This is a genomic window from Streptococcus sp. HSISS3 (assembly GCF_000448605.1).
In the GTDB taxonomy this organism is placed as follows: Bacteria; Bacillota; Bacilli; order Lactobacillales; family Streptococcaceae; genus Streptococcus; species Streptococcus raffinosi.
In genome coordinates, this window is record NZ_CM002130.1 from 2,140,188 (window position 1) to 2,160,132 (window position 19,945).

Here is a 19,945-nt window from a genome sequence, read left to right on the forward strand (position 1 = left end):
ATCGCTTCGAGAAACCTCGATAAACTTGTTCTGACTTATTACACCTTTTTGGTAGAGAATACTACCTACAATACGAGCGACCGTTGTCTTGCCTGTACCTGGATTTCCCAAGAATAGAGAATGTAGCGTTGTATCATCTACAGTACCACCTTGCTCTGCACGTTTTTTATTAAACTCTGCCATGTCAATAAACTGTTTGACCTGTTCTTTGACTTTAGAAATACCAATCAAATTATCCAAAGTGACCATGGCATCTTCTTGTCCATCTACACCTTCTTTATATTTATCTTCTTCAAAGACTGCATCGATATCCACATTCATGATTGTCTCAATATCTTCTGAATCTTGCTCATTGACGCGGGCAGCAAACGTTTTAACTAATTTCTCATTTAAGTTACGAATCCATCTACCATTGCTCTTATCAAGCGATACATCATAAGCACGTTTAACATGTTGAGCATAATAATCTGAATTTTCTAGTTTATAACCTCCTTTAGCAAGGAATGACTTACCTAGTTGGACAATTTCATCATCACTATAATCTTCAAATATAAAGGTATTTGGAACACGCGACTTTAGACCTGGATTAGTTTGAAGGAATTGCTCCATTTCTTTCGTGTAACCCGCAAAGATAATCATTATATCATCACGATTATCTTCCATATATTTCAAGATGGTGTTAATTGCTTCAATACCATGATCTACGCCTTGTTTCTTATGCAGAGTATAAGCTTCATCAATAAATAAGATGCCACCTTTAGCCTTTTCTAATAAACGTTGAGTTTGTTCAGCAGTACCGCCCACATTAGACGAAATCAAATCAGATTCTGTCGCTTCAACAAATCGGAAAGAATCGCCTGACAATACTCCATTTTGATAGAGAACCTCACCTAACAAACGAGCTACTGTAGTCTTACCTGTACCTGGATTTCCCATAAAAACAGAATGAAGTGTCTGCTTTTCAGGCGGTAATCCCTTTTCAATACGCTTTTTGTTGAAGTCAACCATACGAACCATCTTTTTAATCTCTTGCTTAACCTTATCAAGACCAACAAGATTATTTAGTTCCTCAAGAGCATTATTTTCATTTTCTTTCGGTTGAATCTGTACTTCGGAAGTTTCTAAAACATACTTACTATCATCGGAAATCTCATAATTTAAATCTGCGATATCTCCTTCGGGATAGCTCAGATTTTTTATTTGAAGATAGGAAGAACTCGACACACGACAGTTAGGCTCAACACTACGATGAAGGACTAAACAATCGGCAAAGATTGCACTGTTATCATTTAATTCTAAATCTATCTTTTCGCTGTTATTTCCAAGAAAATTAATCTCACCTCTAAAAACACCAAAAGATTTTTCGTTTAAGAGTATAATATCAGTAATTGTTGTTTGCTCTAAGTACACTTGACTTGAATAAGTATTTATTGACGTAATTCTGTCATTTTGAGACGAAAATAATACATTTTCAGACAAGTTAATTGAATTTATATAGTTTGGTTGTACCATTGATGTCGACTCAGAAGCCCAGACAACATTTTCTAACCAAATCAAAGGAAGATTATTTTGAGTATTTCCACCTTTAATTGTTGAGCTTTTTACCGTTATTCTAGAGTCAGTAGCACAAATTGCATTTTTAGTATAATGCTCCAAGTGAACACTGTTCATCATCATTCTAGACCCTTGCTCTAAATCTAATTGACCCAAAATTCTAGAATTTTCAATGATTAACTCTGAGGAAAAAACACCAACTGTCGTAGTTGAGCCATTAACCACCTTCATCCCTACTTCATTCAGATGAAGCTTAGCGTTATTGCTTGCATAAAGTAAGAACTTCTCATTGTTTAAAATTTGCTCTTCAAAATAAATATTCGTACAAAAAACATCTGCCCCATTTGTTACAGAAAGAGCAACTCTATTATCACTCGTTTTAAACCATAGATTTTCAAAGGTCACCTTCGCTCCATTTGTCACATCAAAATATGCGTTAAGAACATTATGAAAAGTACTGTTACCTGCTTTCTTTTCCACGTGTCCAACAAAGTGTAGGTCCTTTTCAATTACCTGTACACTGAAAGATGGAAGCTCATATGTATATCCTTTATCAAACTCAATGATATCACCATTTTTAGCAGCATTGTAGGCATCAGTAAAATTCCAACAATTGCTACCTGTACCCACTAAATATCGTGCCATTGCTCCCCTCCTAATTACTTATGTATATATTTAGTATCATAAAGCTCTTTTAACACTAGACTAAATAATCTCATCAAATTGATGAGATTATTCAGCTCTTACAAGATACTATACATGACGCCTACGAGTAGCTACTCCCGCAAGTCCAACCATCCCCAAACCTGCTAAGACGTAAACAGCTGTATCTGCTTCACCTGTTTGTGGTAGAGATGCTTGGTAGTCTGTTGCACCACGGCGATTTACCACTGCTTGTGTAGCTTCCACGGTAGCGTCTTGATTAGTAGAGACTTGTTCTAACTTAGCTGATACTACATGAGCTTTCTCAACTTTTGGTGTTTTTTGGCTAATAGCTACTTGTGGTTTAGTTGCTACTACTGGTTTCACAGCTGGGTGATGTTGTTGCTCAGACTGGATTTCTGGCTTCAATTCAGGTTTTTTAGCTGGTTGCTCTACTTGTTTAGGAGCATCTACTTTGGTAACCTTAGTTCCAACATAAACAACCTTTTCAACCATAGGTGTAACAACTTTAGTTTCACTTGATGTGATTTCCCCTGTTACAGGATCTAACTTATACGTAGTCGTTACTGTTGTGTAACCTCGTGAACCAACATGTTTGTCGTCTGCTTTTTCTACACCTTTATCAAGAGTTGCATCTTGAACATACTTGATAGCAGTAGGAATCACATCAGTAATAGCAGTTTTTGTCTTAGTTCCTTTAGTCACTACTTTATCAACAGCAGCAATATCAGATAAGACTTTTTCAACTGCTTCAGGTTTATTATCTTTCAAAACGTAGCTTGTGCGGATAACCTTTTCACCATTCTTACCACCAACTTCAGCAATATAACCAAAGTCCTTGCTGTCATCTGACTTATAGATAACTTTAAATGGTGTTGTTATTGTTTTTTCAGTAGGTTTAGCACCATAAACCACAAGACCATTTTGAACATCGGTTTTAGTGACAGTCTTGCTGTTTTTCATTGTAACTACAGCTGGGTCTTCGAAAAGCTTAGCGTATAACTTAGAATAGTAACCTGTCTCAGCTTCTGCAGTGAGTACTGGGCTATATGCTTCCGGGCTGTCGTATAAAAAATCTCCCTTAATTAACTTAATCGTATGGATTTTTCCATCTTTATCAGGACGATTAATATAGCGTTTAGGTTGGATACCAAAAATTCTTAGTTTAATGTACTCTCCTAAAGAATCTGCGAATGCTTCCATATTATTATCCCTTGTGTACTCCTCAACAACTTTATCTTTAAAGTAGGTATTATAGATTGCTTTAAATTCATCACTATCAGAAAAACCAACAAGGTTTTTATCGCTAAGTCCAAGTAATTGATATCCGCTAGAAAAGTCAATTATATGAGATAATTCATGTAATACATTAGAAAACATTACTCTAGGTTGAGTAACCGATACATTTGTTTTTTCAACAGCTAATTCTTTACCGTCCACTTCTTCTACTACATAAATAGGGTCAGTTAACTTACGGTAATTTTTTAGTATAATATGCTTTGTATTCCCAAAGGCCGTTGCCCCAGCTGGAGTACCTTTATATGTTTTCTCTAATTGATTATCTGTTACAATCAATTTCAAAATATTTTGACGAATCGCAAGTGGTAATTTTTTTAGATTTGTTTCAAACTCTTCACGTTCTTCAGCGGTCATAGTTGGAGCAGTTGTGTAGTCAATTTTAGTTCCGTAATAACCTCTACTATTGTTATAGCGTTGTGTTATGGTATCAAATGCATTTTGAACAAATTGATAGTTTTTTTCTGCCCCATCATCCCATAAATTACTACCTTGCTCTTGATCATTTTTTTTAATACGATTTGCCACATCTTGAGCACGCATAAAGGCTGCTTTGGCATCCGCATACATACCGTCAGTGATGTACTGACCAGAAAAATAACGTTTAATATCGTCAGAGTCGCTACTTTGAAGTGGTAAAATTTTTGAAAGGTATGAACCACTAGAAATATTATAAATTTTACCAGCAACAGTATTGAAATATTTCATTTCGTCCGTCGCATCATAGTCAACTATGCCAGGATGAAATTTCGTTGGTTTATAATACTCCTGTGGTATAAACTTATTCGTTTCCTTTGATACGACAAAAGCATACCCTGTTGATGCTAATTCACGAGGGGATTTCGCTGAATTCCTAAAATCGATTTTCTCCACCTCAGGAGTGAGATCCAAGTAAATCTTATCAATAACGATACGATCACTTGGGACTTCTTTACTGTTATCAATATGATAAAACTTCTCAGTCACATAACGGTTAGTGTCATCTTTAACTCTTGGGTCAATAAGAGTGTCGAAGTCTGTTTGTTTAACTTCTGTTTTTTCTGTTGTCGTCGTTTGACCATCTTTAGCTTCTGAAACTACTTTAGTCACTCCAGCATCAAGATTTTCATCCAATCGATATTCCGTAGTTGCTTTAACAGTTTCTGTACTTGTTTTGCTATTCGTATCAACTCCTAGAAAAACAACGTCTGATGATTGCTTAGAATCTGTTGTAGTAGTTGTCGATGTTGTAACAGATTCAACAGCTGGTGCACTAGCTGTTGTCACAGCTGTATTAGCCTCAGCAGGAGTTGATGTATTATCTCCTCCACTTGTAGCTACAAGCTCTGTAACTGGGTTCGTTGTTGTATCTACGCTATCCGCATGTACTACCAATGGAGTTCCTCCAATAATAGCCATTCCTAAAATAACAGAGCACAATCCAATTTTCTTTTTACGCAAAGAAAAAAGTTGCTTCTTTTTCATAATTTTCTCTCCTTTTAACTTTATGTTAGAATTTTACTCCCGGAATTTAAGAGTGTCAAGTATTTTTTGAAAATTTAAATCATTATTTCGAGTTGTTAAACCCCTTTAAAATAAGATTTTTCAAGATATTATAGAACTAGTATTATCATTTTATTATTATTAAGATTAGATTGATAATTAAAAAATAATTGTTTTTACACAATTTTAAAAATCGTAAAACCATTACAATTCCAGTGATAATGTCAATGTATGTTCGTTTTATTTTCCTTTAATATTTTGAGAGTATAGAAAGCTAAATCTTCACACATTCATCATGATTTCTAATTTAAATTTTCTTAAAAGCATCCAAATAATTCTACTTTTTAAAAATAAAATTTTTATAAATAACGGTATATTTTTCACTAAATATTGAAAAATACTCCTCATAAAAGATACCATCAACACATTTTAGTTCAAAATACATAAATACGACACACAAACTTAATATCATTTTATAAAGTAACTCAAAACTTTTAGAAAAGAAGCTCATAATATTCACACAAAATACTTAAACGCATCAAAAAAAGCCGGACCTCAGTCCAACTTTCATCTTTCTAATTCTACTTAGTCATAAAGTAGGTGATAATCACCAATACTGCTACGATAGCTAGGACAACGGCTAGAAATCCCAACATATAACGCAAGAGAAAGTAGGTAAATGGAAAATTTTCTTTCATGTTTTACTTTGCCTCATACCATGTACGGCCGTCATTCTCATCTGCAATGAGTGGGACAGCGAGTTCGACTGCAGCTTCCATAGTTTCTTTAACCAAGGCTTTCATGGCTACAAGTTCATCGTTTGGCACCTCAAGGACGATTTCATCGTGCACTTGGAGGAGCATTTTAGTTTTATACCCACCTTCTACCAAAGCCTTGTCTAAGTTAATCATAGCAATCTTGAGGATATCAGCAGCACTTCCCTGAATAGGCGAGTTGATGGCTGTACGCTCTGCGAAGTTGCGAACATTAAAGTTACGAGAATTGATATCTGGCAACTCACGACGGCGATGGAAGAGGGTTTCTACATAACCCTTATCCTTGGCCTCACGAACCACATTATCCATATAGGCCTTGATACCAGGATAACGCTCAAAGTAGGTGTCGATATACTCCTTGGCCTTCTTACGGCTAATGCCAAGGTTGTTAGAAAGGCCGAAGTCAGAAATGCCATAAACGATACCAAAGTTCACAGCCTTGGCGTTACGACGATCGTTAGGTGTGACATCCTCTGGCTTTTCAATACCAAAGACACGCATAGCTGTAGAGGTATGGATATCTGCCCCCTCTTTAAAGGCTGCAATCAAATGCTCATCTCCCGAAATGTGGGCAAGCACGCGCAACTCAATCTGTGAGTAATCCGAGCTTAAAAGTACTGCGTCCTCAGTCGATGGGACAAAAGCCTTACGGATGAGACGACCTTGCTCCAAGCGAACAGGGATATTTTGCAAGTTTGGATCCACTGATGAGAGGCGACCTGTCTGAGTTAGATCTTGCACATAACGTGTATGGATCTTGCCATCCTCAAGGATATAATCCTGAAGCCCCAAGACATAGGTAGACTGAAGCTTAGTGATTTGGCGGTACTCCAAAATCTTAGCTACGATTGGAGCAATTGGTGCCAAACGTTCAAGGACATCAACAGCTGTCGAGTAACCGGTCTTGGTTTTCTTAGTGTATTCCAAAGGTAGTCCCATCTTTTCGAAGAGGATGACACCCAACTGTTTTGGCGAGTTGATATTAAACTCTTCGCCCGCCATCTCATAGATTTCTTGGGTCAATTTATCGATGACTACTTGGTTTTCCACTGCCATCTCGTTAAGGGTTTGCCCCTTGACCTTAATACCAGCGATTTCCATCTTAGCTAGCACATTTGCCAGTGGTAACTCCATGTCAAAGAGAAGCTCTGATTGACCGTGTTCAGCCAATTTTTCAAGCATAACCGGTTTAGCAACCTGAAGGACCTTGACTTTTTTAGCTAGATGGCTGAGCAAGACCTCTTTTTCAGGAACCGCACGCTTAGCTCCCTTGCCATAGACCACTTCATCTGTTTCCAACGGTAGGTCCGTATAGAGACGGGCAATGGTTGACAATTCATTGTCTTCAACGGTTGATAGCAGATACTTGGCCAGACGTGCATCAAAATTAGCCGTAGGCAAGTCAATCCCTAAATGGCTCAAAAGCACCTTACTACGCTTGAAATCGTAGATATTAACAGCTTTTGAAAGAGCTGTCTGGAATGCCTCTGATTTGAGTAGGTCAGTATCTGTAGACGCATAAATCTGCTTGTCATTCCCCCAAGCAAAACCGATGATAGGTTCTGTGTGATAATTGTCACCAAGGATTTCAAAATAGAAGAAATCTTCAGAGCTAAAGTGATCTTCTGTCACTTGACTAGGCTCTGCGTAGGCCACATCAAAATCTTGTGGCACAGCCTCGCCACCTAGGGCATTTTTGAACTGAACAAAGCCCATTTCGTCATAAAAGGCTGCCAATTTTTCAAGGTCAGGTCCCGTAAAGGCCGTATCATCTAGGCCAATTTCAATAGGAGACTGGGTATCAATGGTCGCCAAGGTCTTAGAAAGGAAGGCCTGTTCCTTATCATTGATGAGATTTTCCTTCATTTTGGACTTCTTCATCTCATCAATATGCTCATAGATACCTTCAAGGGAACCGTGTTCCAAGAGGAGCTTGAGACCAGTCTTTTCACCAATCTTAGTAACTCCTGGAATATTATCGGACTTATCACCCATGAGAGCCTTAAGGTCGATGAATTGCGCAGGGGTAATACCCATTTTCTCCATGAGGTAGTCAGGTGTGAAGGCCTCAAACTCAGCCACACCTTTCTTCGAAATCTCAACGACAGTATTTTCATCAGTCAGCTGAATCAAGTCTTTATCCCCAGAGACAACAGTAATTTGATAGTCCTCACTGGTATTTTCAGCCATCTTAGCCAAGGTACCGATAATGTCGTCTGCCTCGTACTGAGCCAGATCATAATAGGCGATACCACGTGCAGCCAACATCTCACGGATATAAGGGAACTGCTCACGGAATTCCTCTGGAGTCTTGGCACGACCAGCCTTATAGTCCGCAAACATCTCTGTACGGAAAGTTGTTTTCCCAGCATCAAAGGCTACCAAAACATGAGTCGGTTGGATACGCTCAAGCAGGTTGTCCAACATAAGGTGGAAACCGTAGATAGCATTGGTATGAAGGCCATTATTGTTACGAAAACGGTCAATTTGATTATAAAGTGCGAAAAAAGCACGAAAGGCAACGGATGAACCGTCAATTAGGAGTAATTTTTTCTGATTAGTCATAGGTTTATTATAGCATAGATGAGAGCATTGGTTTTAATTGAAAATCTCTTATTTTAGGGAGACTCTTTTGTAAAAATAGCTAGTCAACATCTGATGACAAAAGTCCGCCCATAAAACGACCTCAGGCATTTCCCACCTCCACGCCCCATAGGCAAATGTGCTATAATAGAAGCTATGAACACAAAGATTTTAGACCAATTAGAATTTAACAAGGTCAAGGACCAGTTCACAGAATACCTGCAGACCGAACAGGCTCAGGCGGAGTTACGTAACTTGGTGCCTATGACCAATCCAGAAAGAATTCAAAATCAATTTACAGAAATTCAAGAAATGGCAGAGATTTTCGTAGAGCACCATAGCTTTGCCATTGGTAGCTTGCGAGATATTTCTGAGCCCTTGCGTCGCTTAGAGCTAGATGCTGACCTCAACATTCAGGAGCTCATTGCTATCAAGAGGGTGCTACAAGCTTCAGCTGACCTAGGTCGTTTCTACGCTGACCTTGAAAATGTAGAGCTCATCGCCCTTAAACGTCTTTTTGATAAGATTGAAGCCTTCCCAAGTCTACAAGGCAGTCTTCAGAGCATCAATGACGGTGGTTTTATTGAGCATTTTGCTAGCCCAGAGTTGCAAAATATTCGTCGCCAACTTAAATCTTGTGATGATGCCATTCGCCAGACCTTGCAAGACATTCTCAAGAAATCTGGCCACATGTTGGCTGAGAGTTTGATTGCTAGTCGTAACGGTCGTTCGGTGCTTCCTGTCAAAAACACCTACCGTAACCGTATTGCTGGAGTTGTGCATGACATCTCAAGCTCTGGAAACACAGTATATATCGAGCCACGCGCCGTTATCCAGCTTAACGAAGAAATTACACAATTACGTGCAGACGAACGCCACGAGATGGCCCGCATCCTGCATGAACTGTCTGACCAACTCCGTCCACAAGCGACTGCTATCGCCAACAACGCTTGGATTTTGGGCCACATGGATTTCATTCGAGGAAAATACCTCTATCTCCATGATAAAAAAGCGGTTATTCCAAAGATTAGTGACAACCAAACACTACAACTACTTAACGTTCGTCACCCTCTTTTGGTCAATCCTGTAGCCAACGATTTGCACTTTGATGAGGACCTTACGGCCATTGTCATCACAGGTCCCAATACTGGTGGTAAAACGGTCATGCTTAAAACGCTAGGACTAGCACAACTAATGGCTCAATCTGGTCTACCAATTTTAGCTGATAAGGGCAGCCGTGTCGCCATTTTCCAAGAGATTTTTGCGGATATCGGAGATGAACAGTCTATCGAACAGAGTTTGTCAACATTCTCTAGTCACATGACCCACATTGTTGAGATTCTGAATGCTGCCAACAGTAACAGTCTGGTCTTGGTCGATGAGCTTGGGGCTGGTACCGACCCTCAGGAAGGGGCTAGTCTAGCCATGGCAATCCTAGAGCACCTCCGTTTGAGCCAGATTAAGACCATGGCTACTACTCACTATCCTGAGCTTAAGGCCTATGGGATTGAGACGCAACATGTGGAAAATGCCAGCATGGAGTTTGACACAGCGACTTTAAGTCCTACCTATCGTTTTATGCAAGGGGTTCCTGGTCGTTCTAATGCCTTTGAAATTGCTCGACGCCTCGGTTTGAATGAGATTATTGTCAAGGAGGCAGAAAACCTCACGGATACTGATAGTGATGTCAACCGTATCATCGAGCAACTTGAGGCCCAAACTGTGGAAACACAAAAACGTCTGGAACACATCAAGGACGTTGAGCAAGAGAACCTTAAATTCAACCGTGCGGTTAAGAAACTCTATAATGAATTCTCCCATGAGTACGACAAGGAACTCGAAAAAGCTCAAAAAGAAATTCAGGATATGGTTGATACAGCTTTGGCTGAGAGCGATAGTATTCTCAAAAATCTCCATGATAAGAGTCAACTCAAGCCTCATGAAGTTATCGATGCCAAAGGAAAACTCAAGAAACTTGCCCCACAAGTGGACCTCTCTAAGAATAAGGTCCTTCGTAAGGCTAAGAAAGAAAAGGCTGCGCGTGCCCCTCGTGTTGGAGATGATATCATCGTTACCGCCTATGGTCAACGTGGTACTCTTACCAGTCAGACCAAAAATGGTAACTGGGAAGCTCAAGTAGGTCTCATCAAGATGACACTCAAAGCGGATGAATTCACTCTGGTTCGTGCCCAAGCTGAAGCCCAACAACCTAAGAAGAAACAGATTAACGTGGTTAAAAAAGCCAAGAAGGCATCTGGTGGTCCTCGTGCCCGTCTAGACCTTCGTGGGAAACGTTACGAAGAAGCTATGCAAGAGCTTGATGCCTTTATTGACCAAGCCCTACTTAATAACATGAGTCAGGTGGACATCATCCACGGTATTGGTACAGGTGTTATCCGTGATGCTGTTACCAAATATCTCCGCCGTCATCGCCATGTTAAAAGTTTTGAATATGCCCCACAAAGTGCCGGTGGTTCTGGATGTACCATTGCAACTCTAGGGTAAGCAATATAAGAAAGACTGAGACACTATGTCCAGTCTTTTTCATACGCTCCAAATCCAGTAACAAAAAAAAGGCTCCCTCAATCAAGGAAGACTTCTTTTTTCTATATCACACTGGTCCACAAGTGCTGGATGATTTGACTCACTGGAAAATAGTAATTAATCAAAAAACGTAATACCCAACTTGATGACAGGAGTGTTTGGATGTTGTTCATAGGCACAGTTGCAAGAATGTTACCTAACATGGTCACGGGAACAAGGCTCACCAATGAAGCCAAGACACCACCTACCACTTGGTAACGTCTCTGGTCAAGTCGCTCAATTCTCACAAAATGAAAGAAAATCCCAAGAAAACGCAAACCATAATAAGCCACACAGTAGATGGCGAAATAAGCGACACCAGCATAGTAGACACGGTCAAGTGAAAAAATATTCTGGTCTGTAAAGAAAGCTATGCTAGCATCCCTAGTCGGATTGGTATAAGGTACCCAAAGATTAATAGCCTCGCCTAGCGGTTGATAAAAATAAGCAGCCACACCCATGGCGATAATGACTGAAACCACATAATAGGCTTGCATAAAGAGACCACGACGGTAGCCAATGTAAAAATTCCAAGCTACAATGGCTAAGACAAGAAGCCCAATCATGCGTCATCCCCATTACGCTTAGCCGTTGCTTTGCCTTTTAGTTGTTCGAGTTGCTTAGCTCTTAGGATTTCCAACTCTTTTTCCATATCTTCCACTTGGATTTCACGTTCTAATTGCGTTGACAATGAATTAATAGCCATTAAAATAGCGATGGTTTCATTGTCAGCCTTTTTCATCTGCTCCTTGATAATATTATATTTTTCATGAGCAACACGCTCTACTTCTTCCATGAATAGATTATCCTTGTCAGTCGTTAGCGTCAGTTTTTTCTCTCCAAAATGAAATTTGTAACGGTTTTTACTTGCCATTTGCTTATTAACTGCCTAATTAATGGTGGTCATAGATTGTCCACCGCAGCTTCTCCTTACTTATTAGTGTAGTAGATTTCCTTCTTACCGAACAAGATTTATACACTTGCCTTGGGGCGTATTTGATACTCAAATGCCAGACACTCTTTTACAATTTAGAAAAAAAGGCAAAAATCGGCATTCTCTTTTTAATCATTATATCCTAAATTTTAACTTTCGTAAATTTTAGACTTTGCACTTCCCCAGAAAAATCATTTTTCAAGACTTAGTCCCTGTAAAATATCTGCCAATTCTCCTTTTTTGTGCTAAAATAGATTCCATGGGCACAATCGTATTAAAAATGACAGCAAAGCAGATTTCAACACTTCAGAAAGACCTGGCAAGCTATGCGACTGCGACTAACAATCCCTATGCTAGTTTTTCAGCCAAGGTCAATGGCACAAGTGTTATTGCCTATACTTCAGGTAAGGTAACCTTCCAGGGTGCTAAACCAGAGGTTCTAGCTAGCCGTTTTGGCTACCAAGCTGAGCCTAAGCAGTCACCTGAAGGGCAAAATCTAGCCCTAATTGGATCAGACGAAGTGGGAAATGGCTCCTATTTTGGTGGACTAGCGGTCGTAGCTAGTCTAGTGACACCAGCCGACCATGCTTTATTGAAGTCCTTGGGGGTCGATGATTCTAAAAATCTCAATGATAGCAAGATTCGTCAGCTTGCCCCGCTCTTGGAGGAGAAGATTCCTCACAAGGCACTACTACTTTCACCCCAGAAGTACAATGAAGTGGTAGGAGACGGCAAGGCACACAATGCTGTATCAGTCAAAGTAGCCCTCCACAATCAAGCTATTTTCCTACTGTTACAAGCAGGAGCGAAACCAGATAAGATTGTCATCGATGCTTTTACCAGTGAGAAAAATTATCAAAAATACCTTAAGAAGGAGCGCAATCGCTTTGACAATCCCATCACCTTAGAAGAGAAAGCTGAAGGCAAATACCTAGCTGTGGCGGTAAGTTCTATCATCGCTCGCAATCTCTTCCTGGAAAATCTGGATAAACTCAGCCAAGAAGTGGGCTATACCCTGCCTTCGGGAGCAGGAACCAAGTCCGATCAGGTCGCTGCCAAGCTCCTACAAGCATATGGAGATCAGGCTCTCCAAGCAACTGCTAAATATCATTTCGCCAATACTAAAAAAGCCTACCAACGCTTAAAATAATCCTGAAAGGCCTTAACTATGCAAAACAAATGGACCCAATTATTCCTCAAATTCCTTCGTGAATGGGGAGTTTTCATCCTCTTTATCACCTTCTTCCTCTTGACACGTCTTTTCCTCTGGCTCCCTGTCCAAGTTGACGGCCACTCAATGGATCCAACCCTAGCAGATAGACAGCGTGTTATCGTTTTGAAGCACACGTCTATTGAACGTTTTGACATTGTCGTTGCCAAGGAAGTTGAAGAAGGTAAGACCAAACAAATTGTAAAACGTGTCATTGGGATGCCAGGTGATACCATTACCTATCAAAATGATAAACTTACCGTCAATGGCAAGGAAGTTAAAGAGAATTATCTCAAGGAATTTCAGGCTGCCTTTGCTAAGGACAAATTACAAAAAGAATATGACTACCGCGATTACTTCCAACAGTTAGCCAAGGATGCCAAGGCCTTCACAGTCAATGCTGAGGGCAATACGACCTTCACGGTTACTGTTCCAGAAGGCAAATATTTCCTACTTGGAGACAACCGTATCGTTTCTAAAGATAGCCGTGCAGTTGGTTACTTTGATGAAAGTGCTCTTGTAGGAGAAGTCAAATTCCGCTTCTGGCCACTTAATAAAATCGGTGGCGTTGAGGACAACTAATCACACTAAATAAGATAAGGTTGGGGAAACCCAGCCTTATTATGTATCTAGGAAAACACACATGCAAGAATATTATTTTTCAGGAACTATTCAACGTGTCATTTTTGAAAATGCCAGTAATTTCTTTCGTATCCTACTCTTAGAGATTGACGAAACTGACAGTGACTTTGAAGACTTTGAAATCATTGTCACGGGAACCATGGGAGATGTCATGGAGGGGGAAGATTATACCTTCTGGGGGCAGCTAACCAACCACCCAAAATATGGCGAACAGCTACAAATGACTCGCTACGAACGTTCAAAACCTTCTGCCAGTGGCCTTATCAAGTATTTCTCTAGCGACAATTTTAAGGGAATTGGTAAGAAAACAGCTGAGCGCATTGTCGATCTTTATGGAGAAGATCCTATTGACAAAATTCTCGAGGGCCCGAACAAGTTAGAACAGATTCCTAACCTTTCAAAGGTTAACCGAGAAGCCTTCGTTGCAAAGTTAAAAATCAACTATGGAACCGAGCAAATCTTGTCCAAGCTTTCCAGCTATGGACTGACACCAAAGGCTGCTTCACAAATTTTCAATCAATACAAGGAAGAATCGCTCAGCCTCATCGAAGAACATCCCTATCTCTTAGTAGAGGAAGTTCAGGGTATTGGCTTTAAAATGGCCGATCAGTTGGCTGAACGTCTGGGGATTGCTAGCGATGCCCCTGAACGTCTACGAGCCGCCCTAATACATTGCCTGCTAGAGGCCTGTATGGAAGAGGGGGACACCTACATCGAAGCCAAGGCTTTGCTTGAAAGGACGATTACCCTTTTGGAGGGTGCCCGCCAGATTGAGCTTGACCCTGCCTTGGTTGCTCACCAATTAACCAACCTCATCCAAGAAGACAAGGTTCAAAATATAGAGACTAAAATCTTTGATAATACCCTATATTTTGCGGAACAGGGCATTTATACCCACCTGAGTCGTATCATAAAAGACCAGCCTAACATCAGTACTGAAGACAAAATCCTTGCAAGCCTTGAAGAAGTGGAAGAGGACCTTGGTATTACTTATGACAAGGTTCAGAAAGATGCCATTATTAAAGCACTACAAAGCAAGGTCTTCATCCTGACGGGTGGTCCTGGAACAGGAAAAACAACTGTCATCAACGGAATTATTAAAACCTATGCTGACCTTCATGGTTTAGATCTCAAAAAACTGATTTACCCATTATTTTAGCAGCACCAACGGGACGGGCTGCGCGTCGGATGAAGGAACTAACCAATCTTCCTAGCGCCACTATCCATAGACATTTAGGCCTCAATAGCGAGGATGATTTCAAGACCTTAGAGGACTACCTTGATTGCGATTTGATTATTATTGACGAGTTCTCTATGGTTGATACTTGGTTGGCCAATCAACTCTTTGAGAGCATTGCGGACTCTACTCAGGTTATCATTGTGGGTGACCAAGACCAGCTACCTTCCGTAGGCCCTGGTCAGGTCTTGGCTAATCTCTTACAAATTAATGAGATTCCTAAGGTTTCGCTGACCAAAATTTTCAGGCAATCCGAAGATTCCACCATCGTTACCTTGGCTAGTCAAATGCGTCAAGGCCAACTACCTGCTGATTTCACAGAGAAAAAGGCAGATCGCTCTTACTTTGAAGCCAATGCCAATCATATTCCACAGATGGTTCCTAAAATTGTCTCAGCCGCTATAAAGAGCGGGATTGCTGCTCAGGATGTGCAGATTCTAGCCCCCATGTACCGAGGACAGGCTGGTATCAACAATCTCAATACCATTATGCAGGACCTACTCAACCCCCAAGAAAAGGCCAATCAATTTGCCTTTAATGACATATTCTTCCGTAAGAATGACAAGATTCTCCATCTGGTTAATGATACAGAACTCAATGTCTTCAATGGTGATATCGGTATCATTACCGACCTGATTCCCGGTAAATACACTGAAAGCAAGCAGGACGAAATTTACATGTCCTTTGATGGTAATGAGGTTATCTATCCTCGCAACGAGTGGCATAAAATTACCCTGGCCTATGCCATGTCAATCCATAAATCCCAAGGAAGTGAGTTCCCTGTCGTTATCCTTCCCATCACACGCCAAAGTGGACGTATGCTACAGCGTAACCTCATCTACACCGCTATCACACGCGCCAAGAGTAAGCTAGTCATGTTAGGGGAAATTGCAGCCTTCGATTATGCCGTTCACAACGAAGGCGCCAAACGCAATACCTACCTCATCCAACGATTTGAACAAACTTATACACAAGCTGTGGATAAGTCTGTCGAAAAGATTGTTAAAAACGAGGCAAAAGACGCCTCCAATCAAACAAAACGAAAAAGGCTGACCCCTCAGAAACCCTTGAAAATAAAGGATTCTCAGAAGATGTCAATACAGATACAACTCTTATCAACACTTATTCACAAGCTGTGGATAAGTCTGTTAACAAACCTGTGCAAATAGTAGAAAACTATCGTTTAACTGAAGACAATTGGGCCACTATTGACCCAATGATTGGTCTCAGCGAAGATGATATTTCAGCCTTTTTTAACAGCAACTAAAGAAAAAAACTTGGAAAGCGACTCACTAAGAGCAACTCCAAGTCTTTTCATTTATTAAAATACTAATCGAATCAGGGCCATGAACACAATACCAACGATCACAGCATAGAGGAGATTCTTACTCTTAAATGCTACAATTACCGTTGGCACCGTAGCCAGTATTTCCATCCACTTAGACTGCGGCAAGTAACCGATTTTCTCAGTCATGAGGCTTGAGAGAATCAGGGCAAAGAGAATAGAAACTGGCAGATAGTGCAAAAAACGAACAACAATATCTGGTAAGCCCTTGTATTTAACCAAGACAAAGGGAAGAACACGAGGAACCCAGCTGACCACAAACCCAAGTAGAATAGCAATGAGAATAAACTTATTGACGGCCATCACACATCACCCCCACACTACATCCAATCAAAGTTACCACTAGGACTGCCAAAGATTCTGACAAGATGATACTAAAGCTCAGATAAGCCACCGCAATAGATAGTAGAATCAAGAGTAGCTTACGCACGCCTTCCCCTAACAAGGCATCAATCTGGCTACTTAACAAGCCGATAAACATAGCAATTAAGGCAAAATCCAAGCCAAAAAGCTCAGGATTAGGAATCATTGAACCAATCAAGCAACCAATTACTGATGATACAATCCAAACCAGATAACTGAAAATATTGTTACCATGCATCCAGTTAGCGGAAATATCTTTATGATGCACATATTCTCCCAACAAGACTCCGTAACTTTCATCCGTAATCAGACTACCAATTCCCAGCTGATTCCAGAGACTTATTTTTGTAAAAATCGTCGTTGCATGTAAACTCATCAACATGTTACGCAAATTAACCAAGAAAACAGTCAAGGTTAACTCACCCAGGCTGGCCCCTGCAACCACTAAGGCACACATGGCAAATTGAGCCGAACCACCGTAAACCAAGGCACACATAAGACCAACTTCAAGAGCTGATAGTCCCGAAGCCGCTGCTACCACACCAAAGGCAAGGCCAATAGCCACATAACCTAGAGCTGTGGGTACTGCGGCTTTCACACCCAAACGAAAGTCAGACACACACAATCCTTTCTAAAGGAACCTCTTACCAGACTAGTAAGAGGTTCTTCTTATTCTTCAAATCCTGCAAAAGCTAGACTTGGCTTAGCATTCAAGTCCAAATCAGAAAAATGTTTCTTATCACATTCAATAGCTGCTGCTAAGGCAATCATGCCAGCATTATCACCACAGAGACGTAAAGGTGGGATGACTACATCCACATCTGTGATTTCTTCAGCCAAACGTTCACGTAATCCCTGATTAGCTGCCACGCCACCAGCCACAACAAATGTCTTGACAGAATAACGCTCCAAGGCTTTCTTGGTCTTAGCTAGTAGAATATCCAAAACAGCTGCTTGGAAGGAAGCACAAAGGTCTTCTTTGACTAGAAGGTCTCCCTTTTGCTCTGCATTGTGATGTAAATTGATAAAGGCTGACTTCAAACCTGAAAATGAAAATTCCAAGTTTTCTTCTTTAATCATAGCACGTGGAAAATCATAAACATCTTTCCCTTTATGAGCCAATTCATCAATTTCACGTCCGGCTGGATAGGTCAAGCCCATCACACGGCCGACCTTGTCATAGGCCTCACCAACTGCATCATCACGTGTCTCACCAACAATCTTGTAATTTCCTGGTTCTGACACATAAACCAACTCTGTATGTCCCCCAGACACCAAAAGTGCTAAGAGGGGATATTCTAACTCTTGAACCTCACGCGCCGCCATCAGATGCCCAGCCATATGATTAACTGGAATCAAAGGCAAACCATGAGCCCAAGCAAAGGCCTTAGCCACTGCCATGCCAACTAAAAGTGCCCCGACCAAACCTGGACCATAGGTTACCGCTACAGCATCTAGTTGTTTAGCACTAATGCCCGCCTCTGAAAGGGCATCCTTGATGCAAAGCGTCACCACTTCCACATGGTGACGACTAGCCACCTCAGGAACAACACCACCAAAACGTTTATGGCTTTCCACCTGACTGGCAATAATATTACTTAAAAGTTCCTTTTCATTTTTCAAAACGGCAACTGAAGTCTCGTCACACGAGCTCTCCACTGCCAAAATATATCTATCTGCCATTAGACTTCCTCTCGCCTCATGATAACCGCATCCTCTTGAGGCTCATGATAATAATTTTTTCGAATTCCTAGATTTTCAAAACCAAATTTTCTATAAAGTGCCTGAGCGACTTGATTTGAAGCCCTAACTTCAAGAAAGATTGGCTCACTACGATCTTCCAAATGCTTCATCAACTGACTAGCATAACCACGCCCTTGATAAGCTTTTAAAACGGCGATATTGGTCACCTCAAGCTCACCCACCAAATTTTGAAGAGCTAAAAAACCAACAACTTCTTCCTGATCATACACATAGAAATATTCCGTAGTATCTAAAGCCAAGTCTGCTGCCACTTGTTCTATCGTCCAAGGAGACTTGTCATAAACATCCGACAAAATCTGATAAATCAGTTGAGCTTGCTCTTGGCTACTCAATCTAGACGCGCTTGATGTAGTTGTCACGATTAGTCTCCTCATGCGTCTTGAGCCAATTCTCCTCTGCCTCAACCCGCTTCAAGTAATGTGGAACAAAAGCATCCACATCAACAGAAGGCAAATACAAACCTAAACGACCAATTAACTGAGCTGATGGAAGGCTTGACAAAACAGTTGCATTTGGAAGATTTTCCTTAATCTGATCCACAAAATTAGCCACTTCACCGACAAATGTTACCTTCTCATAAGCTTTAGCCTGCTCTAAAACATCTGCAAAAGCGGCATGATGGTCAGAAACGATGGCTTGACCATTTTCATAAAAGCCAACGTAGACATTGTTACGACGGGCATCCATAATAGGAATCACAATGCCATCAGCCGTAAGGTCCGTCAGGGCCTGTAGACTTGAAACTCCCACCAAATCAATACCAAGAGCATAGGCCAAAGTCTTGGCAGTTGCGACAGCCACACGAAGCCCTGTATAGGATCCAGGACCCTGGGCAACTACTATACGTTCTAAATCAGCTGGCTGCCATCCTGCCTGAGCAACCAAAAAATCAATAGTCGGCATCAAACTAATGCTGTGGTTCTTTTTTACCGTCACAGTTGACTCTGCCACTAGGTTCTCATCTTCCAACAAAGCTACTGACAAAGCCGTACTAGAAGTATCAAATGCTAATATTTTCATCTTTTTTCCTTGCTTCCTTTTATGCTTCTCTATTATAACACAAGTCTCTACTTCCCATAAACGAACATTTTCCAACTTTTTCCGCCATTTTCTTTATCTAGCCCCTATCTTATGGTACAATAATAGTAATTGCAAACGAATCAAGGCTACTAGCTATTACTCATAAAAGTGAATATCATAACGTCAAGTGAATCCCTGAATGATTGACTTGACCGGTTTTTTTATAGAATGGCAGAGCCTTTTGTAAAGAAAGGAAAACCATGATTTATAAAGTTTTTTACCAAGAAACTAAAGAGCGTAACCCACGCCGTGAACAGACAAAATCACTCTACTTAGATATTGATGCAGAAAATGAGCTTGCAGGCCGTATCCAAGCTCGTCAAATTATTGAAAATAACACCGCCTACAACATCGAATACATCGAGCTTCTTTCAGAAAAAGCTCTTGAATACGAAAAGGAAACAGGCGTGTTTGAAGTAACGGAGTTCTAAGA

14 protein-coding genes and 1 pseudogene are annotated in these 19,945 nt (G+C 40.7%); 5 read left to right on the forward strand and 10 right to left on the reverse strand.

Annotated features, from left to right (window positions below):
* From HSISS3_RS12055 to polA, 3 genes are all read right to left on the reverse strand, one after another.
* Nucleotides 1–2,199 (reverse strand): AAA family ATPase (locus tag HSISS3_RS12055; RefSeq protein ID WP_042772010.1); only part of this gene is annotated, 2,199 nt, incomplete at its 3' end.
* A 108-nt stretch (nucleotides 2,200–2,307) separates the two neighbouring features.
* On the reverse strand, nucleotides 2,308–4,977 hold the full coding sequence (locus HSISS3_RS09875) for a YSIRK signal domain/LPXTG anchor domain surface protein (RefSeq protein ID WP_021152584.1): 2,670 nt from the start codon (nucleotides 4,975–4,977) through the stop codon (nucleotides 2,308–2,310).
* 719 nt (nucleotides 4,978–5,696) lie between these two features.
* The gene (gene polA / locus HSISS3_RS09880; RefSeq protein ID WP_021152585.1) at nucleotides 5,697–8,336 is read right to left on the reverse strand and encodes a DNA polymerase I; all 2,640 of its coding nucleotides are present in this window, start codon (nucleotides 8,334–8,336) and stop codon (nucleotides 5,697–5,699) included.
* A 174-nt stretch (nucleotides 8,337–8,510) separates the two neighbouring features.
* Here polA and HSISS3_RS09885 point away from each other — a divergent pair, with 174 nt between their 5' ends.
* Nucleotides 8,511–10,859, forward strand: coding sequence for an endonuclease MutS2 (locus tag HSISS3_RS09885; protein ID WP_021152586.1), 2,349 nt, complete (start codon nucleotides 8,511–8,513; stop codon nucleotides 10,857–10,859).
* A gap of 101 nt (nucleotides 10,860–10,960) precedes the next feature.
* On the opposite strand, the gene HSISS3_RS09890 is transcribed toward HSISS3_RS09885, so the two are convergent.
* Nucleotides 10,961–11,503 (reverse strand): CvpA family protein, encoded by a 543-nt coding sequence (locus HSISS3_RS09890; protein WP_008535618.1) that lies wholly within the window; start codon nucleotides 11,501–11,503, stop codon nucleotides 10,961–10,963.
* Complete coding sequence (locus HSISS3_RS09895; RefSeq protein WP_002889294.1) at nucleotides 11,500–11,811, reverse strand: hypothetical protein; 312 nt, start codon at nucleotides 11,809–11,811, stop codon at nucleotides 11,500–11,502. Before HSISS3_RS09895 ends, HSISS3_RS09890 begins: the two co-directional genes overlap by 4 nt.
* Nucleotides 11,812–12,130: 319 nt before the next feature.
* Here HSISS3_RS09895 and rnhC point away from each other — a divergent pair, with 319 nt between their 5' ends.
* From rnhC to HSISS3_RS09910, 3 genes and pseudogenes are all read left to right on the forward strand, one after another.
* Nucleotides 12,131–13,021 (forward strand): ribonuclease HIII, encoded by an 891-nt coding sequence (gene rnhC, locus HSISS3_RS09900; protein ID WP_042767137.1) that lies wholly within the window; start codon nucleotides 12,131–12,133, stop codon nucleotides 13,019–13,021.
* 18 nt (nucleotides 13,022–13,039) lie between these two features.
* Nucleotides 13,040–13,663: a signal peptidase I gene (gene lepB / locus HSISS3_RS09905; protein WP_021152587.1), complete on the forward strand. Its 624-nt coding sequence runs from the start codon at nucleotides 13,040–13,042 to the stop codon at nucleotides 13,661–13,663.
* 61 nt (nucleotides 13,664–13,724) lie between these two features.
* Nucleotides 13,725–16,227 (forward strand): annotated as a pseudogene (locus tag HSISS3_RS09910) (ATP-dependent RecD-like DNA helicase).
* 54 nt (nucleotides 16,228–16,281) lie between these two features.
* Here HSISS3_RS09910 and HSISS3_RS09915 read toward each other — a convergent pair.
* The 5 genes from HSISS3_RS09915 to tsaB are packed head-to-tail and all read right to left on the reverse strand — an operon-like array spanning nucleotide 16,282 to nucleotide 19,452.
* Nucleotides 16,282–16,608 carry an AzlD domain-containing protein gene (locus tag HSISS3_RS09915; RefSeq protein WP_021152591.1) on the reverse strand — a complete coding sequence of 109 codons (327 nt, stop codon included), beginning with the start codon at nucleotides 16,606–16,608 and terminating at the stop codon, nucleotides 16,282–16,284.
* Nucleotides 16,595–17,287, reverse strand: a complete 693-nt coding sequence (locus HSISS3_RS09920) for an AzlC family ABC transporter permease (RefSeq protein ID WP_021152592.1) — start codon at nucleotides 17,285–17,287, stop codon at nucleotides 16,595–16,597. Before HSISS3_RS09920 ends, HSISS3_RS09915 begins: the two co-directional genes overlap by 14 nt.
* Before the next feature lie 50 nt (nucleotides 17,288–17,337).
* Nucleotides 17,338–18,351, reverse strand: coding sequence for a tRNA (adenosine(37)-N6)-threonylcarbamoyltransferase complex transferase subunit TsaD (gene tsaD, locus HSISS3_RS09925; protein WP_021152593.1), 1,014 nt, complete (start codon nucleotides 18,349–18,351; stop codon nucleotides 17,338–17,340).
* Nucleotides 18,351–18,806, reverse strand: a complete 456-nt coding sequence (gene rimI, locus HSISS3_RS09930; protein ID WP_042767138.1) for a ribosomal protein S18-alanine N-acetyltransferase — start codon at nucleotides 18,804–18,806, stop codon at nucleotides 18,351–18,353. Before rimI ends, tsaD begins: the two co-directional genes overlap by 1 nt.
* Nucleotides 18,766–19,452 carry a tRNA (adenosine(37)-N6)-threonylcarbamoyltransferase complex dimerization subunit type 1 TsaB gene (tsaB, locus tag HSISS3_RS09935; RefSeq protein WP_021146506.1) on the reverse strand — a complete coding sequence of 229 codons (687 nt, stop codon included), beginning with the start codon at nucleotides 19,450–19,452 and terminating at the stop codon, nucleotides 18,766–18,768. The genes rimI and tsaB overlap by 41 nt, the downstream gene beginning before the upstream one ends.
* A 260-nt stretch (nucleotides 19,453–19,712) precedes the next feature.
* Here tsaB and HSISS3_RS09940 point away from each other — a divergent pair, with 260 nt between their 5' ends.
* Nucleotides 19,713–19,943, forward strand: a complete 231-nt coding sequence (locus tag HSISS3_RS09940; RefSeq protein WP_002889311.1) for a DNA-dependent RNA polymerase subunit epsilon — start codon at nucleotides 19,713–19,715, stop codon at nucleotides 19,941–19,943.
* Nucleotides 19,944–19,945: the final 2 nt, after the last annotated feature.